Origin of the sequence: Cohnella abietis, assembly GCF_004295585.1 — a bacterium.
GTDB classification, from domain to species: domain Bacteria; phylum Bacillota; class Bacilli; order Paenibacillales; family Paenibacillaceae; genus Cohnella; species Cohnella abietis.
Map to the genome: position 1 here is coordinate 4,782,928 of NZ_AP019400.1, position 17,966 is coordinate 4,800,893.

Genomic DNA, 17,966 nt, shown 5'->3' on the forward strand with positions numbered 1-17,966 from the left:
TTCCTGTATTCTATTGCTAAGTACTATTGTAGGAAAAGGGAGGCTAAGTGAACATGTGTGTATCTATTGGGATCATGGGTAATCCTACTTCTTCATTTCGCTAGGACTAATTCCGAAGTACTTCTTGAAAATTTTACTAAAATGCTCAGGAGACTCGTAACCAACTCGTTCTGAAATCTCATATCTACGCAAATCTGTATTTTGGATTAATCGCTTACTCTCATCCATTCGCAGTTTAATGACGTACTCCCAAAGATTACTTCCGGTATTTTTCTTGAAAAGATAGCTAAGATAATTAGGACTAACATGGTTTTTCTGAGCTACCTCGTTTAAGGTCAAGCCCTTCTGTGTATAATTCTGATGAATATACTCATTGGCACGTTCCACAATCATGTTACTCTGAGCGACCAGATCTTCCTCCGTAGGATCCTCACAAATGATATCCCACTTAAAATCCCCGAAATAGAACACATGATGATCTTTGTGCTCACGATTCCATACAATTGCTTTGTTAACTTGTTCATTTAGCTCATTTAGAAACTCGCGCCCTTTTAAGATTTGGCTAATGCCAACAATACTCTGAAAGCCCAAAAATTTATGTATATTGAAATGCAAGCTGCGCCCTATCATCTCGAGCTGATTAATTTTGTCGACACTTGAATCACCATAGCTGGTCTCATCCCATTGAATAATAATGCTTATCTCCTCATGAGGAGAGTAGAAGGAGTGATGATCCCATTTCTTGTCTAGCACTTCGTTCACAATATTGAGCGCGGCATATTGAAGAAGTAATCTATCCTTATCAGCGAATGTTGCGGCTTTGGAATTTGATGAGAAATCTAATCGTATTTTTATGACTGTAAAATAAGGTCCCTTGAGCGAAACTTGATTAATTTCTTCTAGCTCATACATCTGCTCTGTGAAAATCTTGTCCTTTTCCGTCAGCAGTCGGTTTAATATTTCAGTTCTCTGGGGAAGAGGCTGGTCCATGCGAAAATGCTCCCTTAAATCTGAAATCATATCCTCCTGATTAAGTGCAGACCTGTCCATATGAAGTAAAACATGGCGAACAGAATTAAGCAGCTGCTCACTATTAATGGGCTTAATCAGATAATCCTTTGCCCCTAAACGTATTGCCAGCTGGGCATATTGAAAAGTTTCATGGGCCGATACGACGATAACCTGAACCCAAGGCTTGATGATTTTAGCTTGCTGCATTAATTCAATACCGCTCATTGCACCCATCTGTATATCCGTTATTAGCAAGTCGATATTTTCCATCTTCACGTAATCCAGTGCTTCATAGCCATTATGTGCTGTGTAAATATTCGATATATCAAGACCCGAGGTTTCAAGAAGACTGGCTAGCCCTCTACAAATTAACGGCTCATCATCGACAATTAAGATGTTATACATCATTTTTCCTCCTTATAGTTAATGGTTTCAATAAGATTCCATACTTACCCTCTTTGGAATAAGGACGTTTACTCGAGTCCCCTCGCCGTCTCGGGCTTCATAATGTAATCCATATTGATCTCCAAAATGTAGTTGAATTCGTTGATGAACATTACGTATCCCATACCCTGATACATTTTCTGATTGAGCTTCGTTTACTATCTGATTAATAGCAGCATAATCAGTTTCCTTATACCCGTTATCTTCTACTGTTAATATGATGTTCTCTTCAGTTTGATAGGCATTAATAGTGATCTCTCCATCCTCCCCCATATTCATAACTCCATGAATAATGGCATTCTCGATTAAGGGCTGCAGGGTGATTTTGGGGATTAGGTTTTGGAGAACCTCATTACTGATGTTCCATCGGACACGGAAGCCATATTCATATCTCTTTTGCTGCAAGCTCGTATATGCAACAGCGTGCTCTAGCTCCTCTTCCAGAGAGATTAGCTCTCTCCCTCTACTCAGACTAATCCTCATCAGCTTGGAAAGCTCCTTGATCATTTCGGCCGATGCTGTATTGCCTTCCAAAGAGCTCTTCCAATAAATGCTCTCAAGCGTATTGTATAGAAGATGCGGATTAATTTGTTGGTATAGGAGTTGTAGCTGTGACTCCTTCTGCTTAATCTCCATGTAATATCGATCATGAATCATGTCGTTAATTCGATTGGCCATATTATGAACGGAATAAATAAGTACCCCCACCTCGTCATTGCGCTCTTGAGACGACTCTTTCGATAATGGTTTTCCGGGTTCATGTGAACGAGCAAACACCGCAAGCTTCTGTAGCGGATTCATTAATGATCTCCAGAAATACATCATAACAACAAGAGCAAACAAGGAATAAACAATTGAAATGAGCTGAATGACTTTCTTTAAGGCACTCTGCTGCTGGAGGAGAGACTTTACCGGAATTCTATATACTAGCTTTTGATTTAAAGAATATTTGGAATGAGTAACATAAATATAATCGTCCTTTATCGTATTCGTCGTTTCGCTTCCAGTCTCGCTCTGTTCCGGCAAGACTAGGCTGTCTCCTAATTGAGATGTTGAGGAAGCTAGAATCCGATTAGACCAATCCGTCAGGTAGATTTCTCCACCTTCCGGCAAGGAGACCGTTTTAAAAGACTCCTCAATTTTTTTCTCAACCTTCGTCGCAACGAGAATGCCTACTACACTGTTTCCTTTAGAGATGTTGTTTACTACACGTAAGTAGGCAAGCGTTTTCTGGTCTGCTCTTGGGCCTAAGTTATCAATATAGACGAGTATTCCCTTCCCCTTTTGCTTCAAAGCAATATTTATCCAAGGCATATTGTTCTGATCCGTGTAGAAAAAGACCGATGAAGCGGACGTTTGGCGGTCTAAACTGGGTACTGTAGGAGCAAACTCATAACTCCCATTTGGGTCGTAAACAAACAGATTATAATAAATCGCTTCACCACCGGAAATAGCCACGGAATTATTGCTAAGAAGCGTGCTCATCTCCGAATATTTTTTGACGCGGTCGTATTGTATCTCATTGTCCTTAATAATCATCTTCTGAGTAGTCGGATTCTGGATAATCGTCGTCATTATCCGATTAATGGAGTCGATATCCCGGTTAATAAGAAAATGATTTTGCTTATTTAGCTCCTCATAAGCATTCGTGACGTGTGACTTTAATATTTGTTCTGCCTTGGTGTTCGCATACCAGTTGAGAAGGAAAACAGGACTAACTAATATTAAAAACAACAAAACCATTTGTTGTTTTACATTTAACTTCGTTAAGGGATTTTTTATCCGCGAAAGCAACATAGGGTTTCCTCCAACTTCTTGTCGATTCTAAGTATGAGCAATTCCTTATGCCTTTTGGAGTGTACAGCTCTAACTACGTACAAGCGCATACATTTAACGTAGAATTGCGCATATCTAGTACTTCTATATCCTCAACCTAAACCCTTTAGTTTCCAATTTGTATTTCAACAAAATTAATCGCAAACAACCCCAGATTTATAAATTCCACAATAAAATAGATTTTTTTATGATTAAGAACAAATTATTACAATTATTTGCAAATACCTCTATCAAAACATTCAAGCACACATATTTCGCGTAGAACGGCACATTACCACCTAACTGAAAGCACTTACAATAAGAGGTATGGATAATATTGAATAGATCTGCCTAGGGGGGCAACTCATGACAATGTTTAGATCGGTGGGTACAAAGCTATTCATTTTGTTTTTTGTTTCAACTTTCGTATCCGTTCTCCTTGTCGGTATGATTTCATATACCAAATCCCAGTCCATAATCGAAAAAAAGATGGAAGCTGTATCGCAACAGACTGTTAAAGAAGCAAGTGAAAAAATTAGCCTCATGCTAAAGCAATTTGAAGATATGTCACTACAATTTTCCACAAATCGGGACCTTCAAGCACAAATACAATCTTTATTCGACCCATCGGCAGATCCAGCAGTTCAAATGAGGGCCAAGCTTTCGATTCAAGAAACCTTAAATCAGATCGCTAGGTCTAATACCTTAATTAAATCTCTTACATTATTCAATACGACCAATGAGAATGAAACGATTTCTTCTGTCTCCACAGGCTTGGTCATGCTGGACCGTAAAGAAGAGTGGTATGCCAAGGTAACAGGAATGAAAGGAACCGTCCTTTGGTTGCCTATGAAGGAAAATGGCTATACAGGGCTAGCTAAAGGAAATCTATTTGCCCTATCCAGGATGGTTAACAAGCTCCTTATTGTACTCGAAGTCGATTCTACCATGCTCTCGGAAACCATAAATGGAATTCACTTCAGTGAAAGCTCTAAAATGATTCTTCGCGATGATAAGGGCAGCATTCTAGTATCATCCACTGCAGAAGATGCGGGACAAGCTTTCGTAGAAGATCATTGGAAGAAAGACAATCTTATCGTCTCTGAGCCGCTCAAAAGAACGACGTGGACCTTGTCAGGAATTGTCCCCCTTAAAGAGCTCGTAGCTGATACAAAGGTCATTCGCAACCTGACTTACCTCATGTGTATTATAGCCGGGGTCGTTGCTCTAGTCATTGGCTATTTCATCATACTCTATATTGGCAGACCATTATTAAAAATCCGCAGTATGCTTAACGAAGGCTCCCGAGGAAATTTGGACGTTAGGCTGCACTTCAAAAGAAATGATGAGATCGGCGAAGTAGCCACCAGCTTTAATACGATGATGAGCCAAATGAAGCTGCTGATCGAGCAAACACAGCAATCCGCTCATAAGGTGTTAAATACTTCTTCTAATCTCCTTTACGTATCCCAGAATACAGCGATATCGTCTGGGGAAATCTCAACGGCGACAAGTGAGATTGCTCAAGGCTCTACTCAGCTTGCAGCAGAAGCGGATCATGTCTTCCATATCGTTGAATCTATGAACGTTGATCTCACAAGTGTGGCCAATGCCACAGAAGAAATTAATGTTTCCTCCCAGGATGTGAGATTAGCCTCATCAGATGGTAAGCTATTCATGCAAAAGGTAGTTCAAATGACAATAGAATCTGAGAAATCGATTGATTTGCTTGTTTCACGTGTTATGAAGCTAGAGGAAAGCACAGGAGAAATGCAAAAGGTGTTCGGTATGATGAATAAGATCACGAAGGATTCTAAAATTCTTTCCTTGAATGCAGGAATTGAAGCCGCCCGCTCGGGTCAACAGAGCGGAGGTTTTAGGGTCATCGCTAAAGAAATGGGACAGCTTTCTGACCAAACGCACGGCTCACTCCATACGGTTAACCAAATGACTGATACGATACAGGACGAGATTTCTCAAACAGTAAAAGCATTAAAGCAGGCACTGCCCCTGCTGCAAAACCAAATTCAGGCAGTAAAACAAGCCAACTCCATCTTTATTAACGTGTATGAGAAATCTGAGGCGTTTACCCTTAATGTAGATCAAATCAAGCTAGATGTTCTTGAGCTTGAATCCAAGCAGCAGTTTCTAAACAAGTCGATCTCCAATGTAAGTAGCTTCTCTCAGCAAGCATCTGCGACGTCCGAGCAGGTTGCTGCTCTCAGCTCAGGTCAATTACAATCTAGCAAAGAAGTTGTCGATATCGCCAAAGAGCTGGAGACCCTCTCCTTATCTTTGCAGGCAACTTTAATGACTTTTTCATCAACAACGGGTTCCAAACTCAATTAGTAGATTTGGAGTCTCATAGTTAGTTACTGTACATACATTCGACTACCCGCAGCCCACTGTTGGCTCGGCTCCAAGCGAATAAGTCCAGTTATTTCCTCAGGCAGCTTTAAATTAGGGGCATTGACCATGCCGGTTTGCGGCTCTGGACAGAAGAATTTCCCATTAGCTTCGGCATTATACACCATCCAGTGCTTATAGGCTTCTCCCGCTTCGTATACGAAGCGAACATTTAACCGACGATCATATATTGTCGTTTCATTAACACCTACACCTGAGCTCGTGTAATGATTGTCGAAGCTAGCGCAATAAGGACTTCCTTTACCCTCCTTCAAGAGTAACTCACCTTCACTGAGTGCTAGCTGGTCACCTGTAGGCAGCATCCGTTCGTTTAGCTCCCAGCGTTCACCGATGGAGATTCCACATTCTAAATCGTCTTTACTGCTGCCCGATGCGAAAGGAGCATTCAAGCTCGTATGGAATCCTAGCATAAACGGGATGGCTACATCACTTTCGTTGAGAGCTTCGAATCTGTGCTCGAGACCTCTGTTAGATAAGGTGAAGGTTTGAGAAAACACGATTTGATGAGGAAAATAGACATAACCAGCGTGCTTCTCGTCAAAGATCAGCTTAACTGTGACAGAGCTTTCCTGCTCTGAGCTATTTAAGCTAACGACTTCCCACTCTGATTGGCTTATGAAGCCATGAATGTGATTGCCTGTTTCCTCTTCATTAATAGGGAAACGATATGTACGTCCATCGAACTCGAACACTCCGCCATCATATCGGTTGGGCGGGAACAACACCGGAATGCCATGCACGATAGGCTTTTCAACAAAGGCCTCCCAATCGGCTCCCTCAGGCTCGCGGATAAAACGGAAATCACGGTCGTCATCCCGGAATGATATGAGATTGCCTCCGATTCTTGGTAATAGAATAGCAGAATAGCTACCGTGCTTTAAGAGAATAGCCGGTTCATTCTCATAGGTTCCTTGTTTAGCATAATGCAATGTCATTGTCGTTCCTCCACCAAATGAAGATTTTGTAAAAGTATATAAGTAACTTACCTTCATCGTCAATATTAGTCTCGCAAAAATAAACGCTCTTCCTTCAGCCTAGGGCTGGTGGAGGAGCGTTTATTTTTAAATGGAGCTGGGACGGGGGAACCCCCCTCCCTTATCAAGGAAAAGTGGCACCGACGAAACTACGATGTTTTTAATTGTACTTCGGGCTTCGTGGGGGGCTTGATATGAGATTAGCGATGTTTTTCATCGCTTTCGACCAGTTTGGTTAGTTAAATGGCTGGCATATCCCGAAAGTACGATGTTTTTAATTGTACTTCGTGCTTCGTGGGGGGCTTGATATGAGGTTAGCGATGTTATTCATCGCTTCTGATAGTTAGAAGTCCTAAACTTACCTTTCTAAATACGGAGCTTGCGGCTAACGAATCGAGTAATTCTTATTTGGTTAAAAACTAATGGTTTTATTTTGTAAACATTCCTGTAGAGACTAATTTTTGGTCTTGGACAAAAAAAGGAGCACCTCTTATGATGGGGGTGTCACGGGTCAATGCCCTAAAACCCATCAGGAGGCGCTTACTATGAAGTTTACCCAAAATGAGAAAACAAATCAACGTATTGAACGAATGACCAGCCAACACGCCGTAGTGGGGATCGACATTGCCAAAGATGTTCATGCAGCGCAAGTAACGGATTACCGTGGACGAGTCCTCTCGAACCGTCACCTGTCCTTTACCAATACGCGTGAAGGATTCGAGAAACTCGGACTTTGGTTGCAGGATATACGTGGCAAATACGGCAAATCGGATGTTATTGTCGGTATGGAACCGACCGGTCATTACTGGTATAACCTCGCCAATTGGCTATTAGAGCAAGGCATTGAAGTGGTTCTGGTAAACCCGGTTACGACGCATCGCAACAAGGAAAATCGGGACAACAGCCCCTCCAAGAACGACCCCAAGGATGCGCTTGTCATCGCAGACGTAGTCAGTCGCGGCTATTACACCAACTATGCACCGCAGTCCCCCGTATTTGACCAAATCAAGACCATTACGAGCAATCGCGAGTATTGGGTAAAAATGTCCACGAGCTTAGGAAATCGCATTGTCCGCTGGATCGACCTGTACTTTCCCGAGTTCAGAAGTGTCTTCCCCGTCTGGGACACGGCCCGTTCACTGGCGACGCTCCGAGCCTTTCCACTGCCTGAGGACCTCAAGCAGTTGAATGCAGAGTTGGTCATGGAGGGTTGGCGCGAGCAGGGAATGAGACGTGCAGGTGGTGCTAGCGGGAAGGCAACGGCCACTCAGCTTCTCAGCGCCGCGAATCGCAGCATTGGAAAACCGTGCATGGACGTGGCAGCAGGCCAGGATCTTGCTCGCTTGCTAGCGGCTTACGAGCAAACCCAAGCGGCACTCCAGGAAATGGAGCAGGAGATGGAAATGCTGCTGAACAGCCTTCCGCTGGCTAAGCAGCTCAGCAGCGCAGGTTTGGGAAGGGTCACCATAGCCGTCCTGTTAGGATGCGCTGGAGATCTGAGCCAGTACGCCCATGGCAAACAGTTGTTGCGTCGTGCGGGCCTCAATTTGACGGAGCGAACATCTGGGAAGCACAAGGGGCAGATTAAGCTCTCGAAGCGAGGGGACAGTACGTTGCGTAAGTATTTGTTTTTAGCTGTATTGAATTTGGTGCGGCATCACCCGGATTTCAAATACTGGCATAAGCAAAACCAGCTAAAAGGCATGACGAAGCTGAAGTCTGTATTTAAACTTATCGGGAAGTTGGCGCGTCTGGTCATCGGGATGGTCCAACGCGGAGAAACGTACCAGAGCAAGCTTGACGTTACGGCAGCCTGAGTCACAGCGCATAAACCGATTCGACACGCTTACGAATGTTGACTCGTTCGCGGAATGCCACCACAAAGAAAGCACAGAGAACCGAATGTGGAGTTCGTCAGGGACATAGATCCGTTATCTAAACGCAATCGGTCTCCACGCCTTGGTCAGGTTGAACGAAGGAATGTAAGGGCGCAGACCCGTTGAGACATGGGAGGGTGAACCTCCAAGGGACAAGTGGAGTGTGCAGCAGAAGTCTGTCGCGAAGTGCGTATGAGCGCGACTTCTGTTCCTGCATAGCCAAATGTGTCCATCGACAACGGGTTTCCCCTACTTCCGCTCCATCCACCTGTTCTTGTGAGTTGCAATTCTGCGAATGAGTGAGCATTCGTGAGTAAAACCCTTAAATACGAGGGACGAACTCCAGACATCCTATTCCCAGTAAAGTAGCTCCATTCCTCCAATAAATGACTCAATAAAGCCAATGAAATTCGTTAAAATAAATAAGGAGGCATTTTATCCGTAATAAGAACAATTCGGTTCGTTAGCCAAATACAACTTTTGTAGGCTCACGAAAACAGCTTCGCCCGTCCTAAGTCCGCGGTACTCGTTTGTATCGAGCGATCAGGTGAGTATAACGACATTGAAATTTATACTTCAGAAATGGATATGCGTGAAACTTATGCAATCTAGCTGAACAACCAAATAAGGGGCTACCCATAAGTGAATTTTAAGCTCACTTAAGAATCGTTCACTTTGATCAAGAATGACGTTCAAACTAAAATGTGTTGGTTCAGGAGGTTATTCCTGCGCCAACATATTTGTTTTTGATCAACTGCTGCTTGCTTAAGCAGATTATGCTCAAGCGCAAGCCAACCATGATCCATTGGCAGATAAAGTTGGTCCAAGGTCTATTGAATGTAAAAAGAAACCTCATCTCTTAAATGGTTGCTCGCCATTTCCATTTTGACTAAAGAGAGGTTTCTTTGTATTAGTACTTTCAGTAATCGATAAGAAAAGAAGGGAAGTCTCTCCTGTAGGAGCGAAGCGTTTGTCTTTGAGATCGTGAAATCTCCTTGTTATCATTTACCCATTCAGATTTCACGATCTCAACCCGGGGTCCCCGTAAAGTATTCGGAAATGACTACAAAGCTTATCCTCACTTTACGGGGTGGAGCAACAACCGGAAGGAGATACTTCCCCGCAAAAACTATAATCGATAGACATAACGAGAGGCTGCCCTATAAGTTATCTTATGGGACAGCCCCTTGTATCGAGCGAGCGATCTAATGTTGATTTTCAACTAGATTTTCTAATCACATCAAACCAGCTCATTGAGCCCGCTAACTACGCGATTTGCAGCTACGAGAATATCCGGATTACCGATCCCTACAACATATATCCCAGCGGCAATCGCCGCTTCAACGCCTGCTTCAGCATCTTCAAATACGACGCATTCCCCCGGCTCAAGTCCCAATGCCTCACACCCGGCAATAAAAACCTCCGGATCTGGCTTGGCCTTAGAAACCTTAGTCCCATCTATAACAGCATCGAATAGCTCGGCCAACCCTACCTTCTCCAAGATAAACACTGCATTCTTGCTAGCTGACCCCAGAGCAATACGTACCCCTCTGCGTCTTAATTGAAGCAAATACTCCTCAGCACCCGGCAGCACCTCAGATCGGTCCATCTGGTGAATATACTGCAAATATTTTTCGTTTTTCTGCTCAGCCTTCTGCAGCTTCTCTTCCTCAGATATGTCTATCCCGCCGATTTCGAGTACGATTTCAAGAGAACGTATACGGCTAACGCCCTTCAGCCTCTCATTATCCGTTTCCGTAAACTCAAAGCCCCATTGATCCGCCAGCCATTTCCACGCCAGAAAATGATACTTAGCCGTATCCACGATCACACCATCCAGATCGAAGATTGCTCCTTTGACTTTATCCAGCAAGCTCGTCACCGTTTCCTTTCCCAACATACTGAAAGGTATGGCTGCTGCCGGGCTCTAGCTTAATCGTCTGTAACCCAAGCCGGAAGCTTTGCTCCAAGGCGTTTACTTCATCCGATCTGATGTGCGCTTCAGTATCGGACACGGTAATTTGAAACTTCTGACCACTGACGTGAATGGAAAAAGCAATCGACTGCCAGCGTTCAGGCAGGGATGGATTTAGGATCACGACTCCTCTATTGAGATGTACTCCTGCGAACCCAAGAATAGCAGCCATCCAAGCTCCACCGTTCGCCGCTGGATGTGTCCCTCCAATATATAGCGTGCCGACATACTGCTTCGATTCACCCGTCAAATCGATTGTTGCCGTTCTCAAGAAATAATTGTAAGCCCAGTCGGCATAACCGATATCTGATGCAACCAAAGCATAAATACAAGAGCTTAAGCTGGAGCCATGCTCCGTTCTCGGCTCGTAATATTCCCAGTTTGCCTTCTTTACTTCGTGGGAATAACGGCTTTTGAACAGATGCAGCATGAGGACGACATCTGCTTGCTTCAGAATTTGTGTCGTAGTTGCTAGCCCGTTGCCGCCACCTAAGTATTCATTTTTGTTCAAAATCTTCGATTTAAGCTGCTTAAGCTCAATATCCTCAAGCTTGGAATACCCATCGAATTGCTCAATAACTAACGTATTCGGGTCAGGCTGCGGCATATAGAGCTTACCGTACATCCGAATCATGTTTTCCTTGTCTTGCTTAAAATCCAGCCTTCTTATTAAGTCTTCATAGATTTCAGGGTGCTCAGTTTCTAACAATTCTAAAGTTTGCAGAGCGATTTCCAACGTCTGCCCAACTAAAGCATTGGTGAACGCATTATTATTGACTCGCTCGTGATATTCGTCTGGCCCCGTTACGTCTAGAACCTCGTATCTTTGCTTGTCCTCTTTGTAATAAGCGTAGGAATAGAAGAACCGGGCACATTCCAGAATAACCTCGGCCCCACCGTCGAACAGAACACTCTTGTCTCCGGTAAACTCGTAATATTGCCATATGCCATGTGCGGCATCTGCGCTTATATGAACTTGTTTATCACGGAAGTAGGTACGCATAGGGCGATCAGTAAATACATCTGTAATATTAAAGAGAGTGCAAGCATCGTCCCCGGTATCTTGGCTCTCCCAGGCATAATACGCTCCACGGAAGCCATACTCGGCTGCTTTTCTCCTAGCCCCATCCAACGTATGAACCCGGTACATGACTAGGTTCCTAGCAACATCAGGCTGACTATATAGGAAGAAAGGCAGCATGAACATTTCTGTGTCCCAGAACACCGCCCCTTTGTATACTTGACCAGATAAGCCACGAGCAGGTATGGATACTTTCTCAGACTTGGTCGGAGCAATGATATGCAGCTGATACATGCTATATCGAAGAGCGAATTGGGCATCATCATCTCCTTCAATAACAACATCCGATAATTCCCACTTGCGCTCCCAATGCTGCTCATGACGTCCAAGATGGATGCTGTAGCTTTCCTTTGAAGCCTTATGGACAAGGGAATAAACATCATCTAACGATTGCTGTTCATTGCTCGAGTCAAAGGAAATAGCAACATACTTCGTGAAGCCATATGTTTTGCCAGCCTCACAAGCTATCGATATCCCTCTATAAATAGAGGTTGAATTGTCAATATAGCCTTGTTCTACATATCCATCCCACGCAATAGCTTCTGCAATAGTTACCGGCTGTCGAAGCTCATGCGTAACGGTGGATAAGCCAATGATCCCGTCTCTCTCCGTCGTTTCATAGTTTTCGAGATGCGGTCCATTAATGTCCCATACGTCTCCATCGATTCCAGTCTGTACGATTAACTCGCAATCCTCAGAGCTGGTAATTTCAACCTTCATAACAATAAGATTAAGCTGCTCCATACTGACAAAACGCTGTGATTTCACTTCAATCTTGTTGCCACCTGGCGCTGTAAATACGGTTTGCCGTTGGAAGGTAGCATTTCGAATATTCAACGATTGTCGATGAGATTCATATGGCGTCGTAAGAAGACTTAGCTTCTCGCCATTGCAGATAAGTATAGTAGACAAGCCATTAGGCGCATTAATGGGTTCTCTCCACTGATCGCCAACTTTGTCATATAAGCCGGCTAACGTACACGCGGTTAGCTGTTCCTTCGTAAACTCCTCAAGAGTTCCCCGGTAACCCATGGCACCATTGCCAATCATGAACTTATTTCCGTTTGTCGTTATCCGATTTGGATCGAAATCAGATTCCTCTAATATCCAACTCATGCAGTGTCCCTCACCTTCAACATACGAATATGCTCCAATTATGAAGGGATTTGCACCGCTGTTACAGGAGTAATATTACCGAAATGATGATCATTTCAACCGTGTTAGCCAAGTTTGTATCGTTTCTAGCGTAAGATCAAGATTTGAACGACCTGTTACATCCACATAAGGCTCACTATCGCGAAAATAGTCCGCATGCCCCCCAATAATGGGCACATTGCGATTGTCAATTGGTGCGTACTTTTGGCGATGCCATGTCGGTAATCCTAATTTTCCAGCTCTCCAGCCACCATGTGTGCCTAACCGGGAGACCCGGTCAGGAGATTTCCCCCTGCCTCCCCGCCGAATATCCGCTGCATTAATCGTTAATACACTTGTATCTAGCTGCACGGGTATTCGACATTTTGGTGATCCAATCATTACAATGTAGCGTTCCGAACCGGAATCTTGTAGAAGCTGGGCAGCATGTAGACCTGCAATCCCTCCTCCGCTATGACCAATAAACAGGAGAGTTTGTTTTTTGGAGGAAGGCCGTTTAGATGCAATAGCCTTAAGCACCCGATTGCCTCCAATCGATTTGAATATCCGATCGGTTCCCAGTCGCATATCTGCCCTGATTTCCCATAGCTGCGGCAACACTCTTCTGCTCCAATCCCCATATGGAAACAGCAGCTCCGAATGAACGGGCTGCCCCCATGACTCTAGAAAGCTATGTAGAGCAGCTCTAAATTTCTCCATGAAATGGGGAGCGGTCGCTAGCCCTGCCATCAAATATAAACAAATCTCATTTTCCTCTTTCTCGGTCAAATCGTTCTGCATCAATAATCCTTTCCATGTCGGACGGATGGTCGTCCCGGAACCACCTAACTAGCAGCGGTGGATTTACATCGCTTAGAACGACTAAGGACATTTTCTGATTCATGGAGACAGAGCCTTGCGCGCTTCCGATAAGCTCCATAGCATATCGATCTGCCGAGGTTTCGGCTTGTCGTGATACGTAATTGGTTACTGGCAAGGTCACGAAGGAAAGTATCGAGAGGATGAGTAGCACCAGCGGCAAAGCTGTCATATCTGACACTGAACGAATGCCCCATTGTGCACCTCGATTGCGGACAATTAGCTTAAACAGCCATCCGCCGATAACAATTAATACTAACGAGGAGCCAACAGCACCAACAGCACTCCACTCCAAATGATGCTTAACATAATGGCCCATTTCGTGAGCCATAATGAGCAGAATTTCTTCGCTTTTCAATTGCTGAAGCGTCGTATCCCATAGCACGATTCTAAGAGATGACCCAATGCCATTCACGTATGCGTTCATTGCATTTGTTTTGGCGGACATATTAACCTCATAGACGCGGTGAGCAGGAATGTCTGCTTTGGCGGCCAGCTCTAGAATTTGTTGCTCTAACACAGGATCAGATAAGGTTGAAAATTTATTATACAGAGGATCTATGACAACGGGCTGGACGTACATCATGAACAAGGTAAATGGGATGGAGATCAACCACAGCTTTAGCCACCATTTTCCACCCTTTGAGATTATCCAGAAAGCTACAGCGGATACTGCAAGTATTGTTAAATAATTAATACCAAAACCAACCATCTTATCCCTAAGCCAGCTAAGCACGGGCTGTGTTGATATACCGTAAGTTTTAGACAGATTATAGCCTAGTACCCGAAGCGGAAAATAAAGCAGAAATGAGACGGCATTAACCAGCAACACATAAATCGGAAAACGTATGTAAATTGGCAGCTTCTTTCTCTCTAATGTCTCTCTCCATCTGTTCGAAAGACCACTTGAAAGTAACATAAAGTAGATAAGCCATTCCCACGGCCCACTCATAAAAAAGATCCAATTCCTCACAGCGTTCAATGTTTCACTATTTTGAAGCTGATTCATCGTGAAGAAGGTTGTGGGATCAGCAGCTGATCCTTTATAGGCATCAGGCACTTGATTAGGCGACGTATACCACACATATATCGCAATTCCGATTGCGTAACAGACGAAAATAAACATCAATCGCATGAAAGCAGATCCTCTACTTAAACGCATGCCCCAGTCCCCTTATCCTCTAATAAGCATAAACAGCTCAGTAACTAAGATAATCATAACATTTTCATTGCCAACAAAAAAACAACGCAGAGCATCAAGTAGTCGCATAACCTAATGAAAAGGGGTGTGACTATGGCACAATATAGAATCATCGTCGACCTATCCGATCGAAGTCTGTATTTGCTGGACGGAAATACTGTCGTACGATCCTTCCCGGTGGGAATCGGAAAAATACTAACACAGACCCCGGAAGGAGAATACTGGATCGTGAACAAGCAAGCTAATCCCGGAGGACCTTTCGGAGTGTTCTGGATGGGCTTGTCTCGACCTCACTATGGTATTCATGGAACCAACGATCCCTCCTCTATCGGCAAACAGGTCAGCCACGGGTGCATTCGGATGTACAATGAGGATGTTCTGCAGCTTGCAGCATTGGTTTATGTTGGCACTAGGGTTACGATTAGGGCTTAGCGAATCATTCAGGTGGGATGGAATTCTTGGCGCCTACTTCGATATAACGCACTCACGGCTACTAAGAGACGCCGGCTCTGGAGCTTTTCTCGAAATAACGCACTCACGGCTACTAAGGATCGCGGGTTCTGGGACTTTTCCCGATATAACGCACTCACGGCTACTAAGGACCTCGGTTTCTGGGACTTTTCTCGAAATAACGCACTCACGGCTACTAAGCGACGCGGGTTCTGGGGCTTTTCCCGAAATAACGCACTCACGGCTACTAAGCGACGTGGGTTCTGGGACTTTTCCCGAATTAACGCACTCACGGCTACTAAGGACCTCGGTTTCTGGGACTTTTCTCGAAATAACGCACTCACGGCTACTAAGCAACGCTGGCTCTGGAGCTTTTCTCGAAATAACGCACTCACGGCTACTAAGGATCGCGGGTTTTGGGACTTTTCCCGAATTAACGCACTCACGGCTACTTAGGATCGCGGGTTCTGGGGCTTTTCCCAATATAACGCACTCACGGCTACTTAGGATCGCGGGTTCTGGGACTTTTCCCGAAATAACGCACTCACGGCTACTAAACGGAACCTCCAATCGCCGCCCCTCGGAGGACTGTTGCTCGATTATTTCGTACATCTCCCTCTAATCACCGTCTCTCGGAGCCCGTTGTTCGATTATTTCGTACATCTATCTCCAATCGCCGCCTCTGGGAGCCCGTAGTTCGATTATTTCGTACATCTCCCTCTAATCACCGCCTCTCGGAGCCCGTTGTTCGATTATTTCGTACACCTCCCTCTAACCGTGCCCCCCAGAGTGCTGTTGTTCGATTATTTCGTACATCTCCCTCTAACCGCGCCCCCCAGAGTGCTGTTGTTCGATTATTTCGTACATCTCCCACCAATCGTGCCTCATGCACAGCGCTTTTTGAACGCGCTCCTACCACGAAGGTACTCTAAAGCTTTAAACATACAACCCCCTCAGATCTCAAAAGACCTGAGGGGGTTGCTCTTCCCTAAATTGTAGGCAGTTACTCGAACAAATCTGTTACAGCACCTTTAGAAGCAGAAGAAACTAATCTCGCGTACTTACCAAGTGCCCCTCTAGATGCTTTAAGTGGTGGCTGAACCCAGCTTTTCGTACGTCTCTCTAGCTCCTCTTGCGTAACTTGGAATGAAATATCCTGGGTTTCGCTATCGATAGTTACGATATCTCCTTCATGGAGAAGCGCAATAGGACCTCCTACTTGTGCTTCTGGCGCAACATGCCCGACTACGAAGCCATGAGATCCTCCCGAGAATCTCCCATCAGTGATGAGTGCCACTTCGCCTCCTAATCCTTTTCCAACAATCAATGCGGTAACGGAAAGCATCTCAGGCATACCCGGACCCCCTTTAGGGCCGCAGTATCGAATGACCAATACATCTCCTTTAACAATTTCATCCTTCATAATCGCTTCAGTTGCTGCATCCTCACTGTCATACACTCGAGCTGGACCAGCGAAACGCAGCTTTTTCATCCCCGACATTTTAGCAATAGCCCCTTCTGGAGCCAAACTTCCTTTAAGCACGACTAACGGTCCACTAGACTTCAACGGGTTATCGAATGGACGAATGATATTCTGATCCTCGTCTAAGGGAGCAGCATTAGCCAAATTTTCCGCCAAAGTCTTACCTGTAACCGTTAAACAGTCACCATGGAGAAGTCCCTGCTCCAGAAGGAGCTTCATCACGCCCGGAACACCACCAATATCATTGAGATCCTGCATAACAAACTTGCCACTTGGCTTAAGATCTGCAATATGGGGTACTTTGGCACGAATGCGTTCAAAATCGTCATATGTTAAATCAACTTGGACCGAGTGAGCGATAGCGAGAAGATGCAAAAATGCATTCGTTGAGCCACCTAGAGCCATTACAACTGTAATCGCATTTTCGAATGCTTTCTTAGTCATAATATCCTTCGGGTATATCCCCTTCTGAAGAAGACCTAGCACCTTCTCTCCCGCCTCTGAGCACTCAATTGCTTTATTGGGAGAAATAGCAGGCGTTGAAGATGAGCCAGGAAGACTCATTCCAAGTGCCTCAGCTGCTGATGCCATCGTGTTAGCCGTATACATACCACCGCAGGCTCCCGGTCCAGGGCAAGCGCTACATTCTACCTTATAAAGCTGTTCGTCTGTAATTTTGCCATCATGATATTGTCCGACTGCCTCAAAGGCGCTAACAATATCAACGTCTTTTCCGTCGAGCTTCCCTGGCTGGATCGTCCCGCCATATACGTATACTGCAGGTATGTTCATACGACCAATAGCCATTAAACAAGCCGGGGTATTTTTATCACAACCGCCTACAGCTACCAAGCCATCAAAACGCTCAGCATTTGTAACGATTTCAATCGAGTCCGCAATGGCTTCTCTGCTTGGCAACGAATACAGCATTCCTTCGTGCCCCATCGAGATCCCATCCGAAACGGTAATCGTATTAAAAATCAACGGTGCTCCACCATGCTCTTGAATGCCTTTTTTTGCTTGTACCGCTAATTTATCAATATGCATATTACACGGTGTGACCTCACTCCAAGTACTTGCTACACCAATCATTGGCTTCTTGAAATCCTCATCCTTGAACCCGACTGCTCTAAGCATAGCGCGATTAGGAACACGATTTACTCCTTCACTAATCACTTTACTCCTAATTCTCAAATCTTGATTGTCCGACATTCT

The 17,966-nt window shown here is 44.6% G+C and carries 11 protein-coding genes; 3 read left to right on the forward strand and 8 right to left on the reverse strand.

The features are described from left to right. Window positions 1-84: 84 nt before the first annotated feature. Together KCTCHS21_RS21100 and KCTCHS21_RS21105 are read right to left on the reverse strand one after the other, a co-directional pair. On the reverse strand, window positions 85-1,416 hold the full coding sequence (locus tag KCTCHS21_RS21100) for a response regulator transcription factor (protein ID WP_130616630.1): 1,332 nt from the start codon (window positions 1,414-1,416) through the stop codon (window positions 85-87). Window positions 1,417-1,443: 27 nt separating this feature from the next. Beyond that, window positions 1,444-3,252 carry a cache domain-containing sensor histidine kinase gene (locus KCTCHS21_RS21105; RefSeq protein ID WP_179952629.1) on the reverse strand — a complete coding sequence of 603 codons (1,809 nt, stop codon included), beginning with the start codon at window positions 3,250-3,252 and terminating at the stop codon, window positions 1,444-1,446. 384 nt (window positions 3,253-3,636) lie between these two features. On the opposite strand from KCTCHS21_RS21105, the gene KCTCHS21_RS21110 reads away from it, so the two are divergent. Next, window positions 3,637-5,619, forward strand: coding sequence for a methyl-accepting chemotaxis protein (locus KCTCHS21_RS21110; RefSeq protein WP_130612988.1), 1,983 nt, complete (start codon window positions 3,637-3,639; stop codon window positions 5,617-5,619). 23 nt (window positions 5,620-5,642) lie between these two features. On the opposite strand, the gene KCTCHS21_RS21115 is transcribed toward KCTCHS21_RS21110, so the two are convergent. Further along, complete coding sequence (locus KCTCHS21_RS21115) at window positions 5,643-6,632, reverse strand: aldose 1-epimerase (protein ID WP_157994089.1); 990 nt, start codon at window positions 6,630-6,632, stop codon at window positions 5,643-5,645. A 584-nt stretch (window positions 6,633-7,216) separates the two neighbouring features. Between KCTCHS21_RS21115 and KCTCHS21_RS21120 the strand changes: the two genes are divergently transcribed. Beyond that, window positions 7,217-8,488, forward strand: coding sequence for an IS110 family RNA-guided transposase (locus KCTCHS21_RS21120; protein WP_130612994.1), 1,272 nt, complete (start codon window positions 7,217-7,219; stop codon window positions 8,486-8,488). Between the two features lie 1,300 nt (window positions 8,489-9,788). Here KCTCHS21_RS21120 and pgmB read toward each other — a convergent pair. The 4 genes from pgmB to KCTCHS21_RS21140 form a co-directional block, all read right to left on the reverse strand. Beyond that, window positions 9,789-10,421, reverse strand: coding sequence for a beta-phosphoglucomutase (gene pgmB / locus KCTCHS21_RS21125; protein WP_232058261.1), 633 nt, complete (start codon window positions 10,419-10,421; stop codon window positions 9,789-9,791). Beyond that, on the reverse strand, window positions 10,411-12,720 hold the full coding sequence (locus tag KCTCHS21_RS21130) for a glycosyl hydrolase family 65 domain-containing protein (protein ID WP_130613000.1): 2,310 nt from the start codon (window positions 12,718-12,720) through the stop codon (window positions 10,411-10,413). Before KCTCHS21_RS21130 ends, pgmB begins: the two co-directional genes overlap by 11 nt. 90 nt (window positions 12,721-12,810) lie before the next feature. Then, complete coding sequence (locus tag KCTCHS21_RS21135; protein ID WP_130613003.1) at window positions 12,811-13,539, reverse strand: alpha/beta hydrolase family protein; 729 nt, start codon at window positions 13,537-13,539, stop codon at window positions 12,811-12,813. Further along, the gene (locus KCTCHS21_RS21140; RefSeq protein ID WP_130613007.1) at window positions 13,505-14,779 is read right to left on the reverse strand and encodes a M48 family metallopeptidase; all 1,275 of its coding nucleotides are present in this window, start codon (window positions 14,777-14,779) and stop codon (window positions 13,505-13,507) included. Before KCTCHS21_RS21140 ends, KCTCHS21_RS21135 begins: the two co-directional genes overlap by 35 nt. 132 nt (window positions 14,780-14,911) lie before the next feature. On the opposite strand from KCTCHS21_RS21140, the gene KCTCHS21_RS21145 reads away from it, so the two are divergent. After that, window positions 14,912-15,250 carry a L,D-transpeptidase gene (locus KCTCHS21_RS21145; protein WP_130613010.1) on the forward strand — a complete coding sequence of 113 codons (339 nt, stop codon included), beginning with the start codon at window positions 14,912-14,914 and terminating at the stop codon, window positions 15,248-15,250. A gap of 1,021 nt (window positions 15,251-16,271) precedes the next feature. Here the strand turns inward: KCTCHS21_RS21145 and ilvD are convergent. Continuing rightward, a complete protein-coding gene (gene ilvD / locus KCTCHS21_RS21150; protein ID WP_130613013.1) occupies window positions 16,272-17,963 on the reverse strand; it encodes a dihydroxy-acid dehydratase in 1,692 nt (563 codons plus the stop codon). Window positions 17,964-17,966 lie beyond the last annotated feature (3 nt).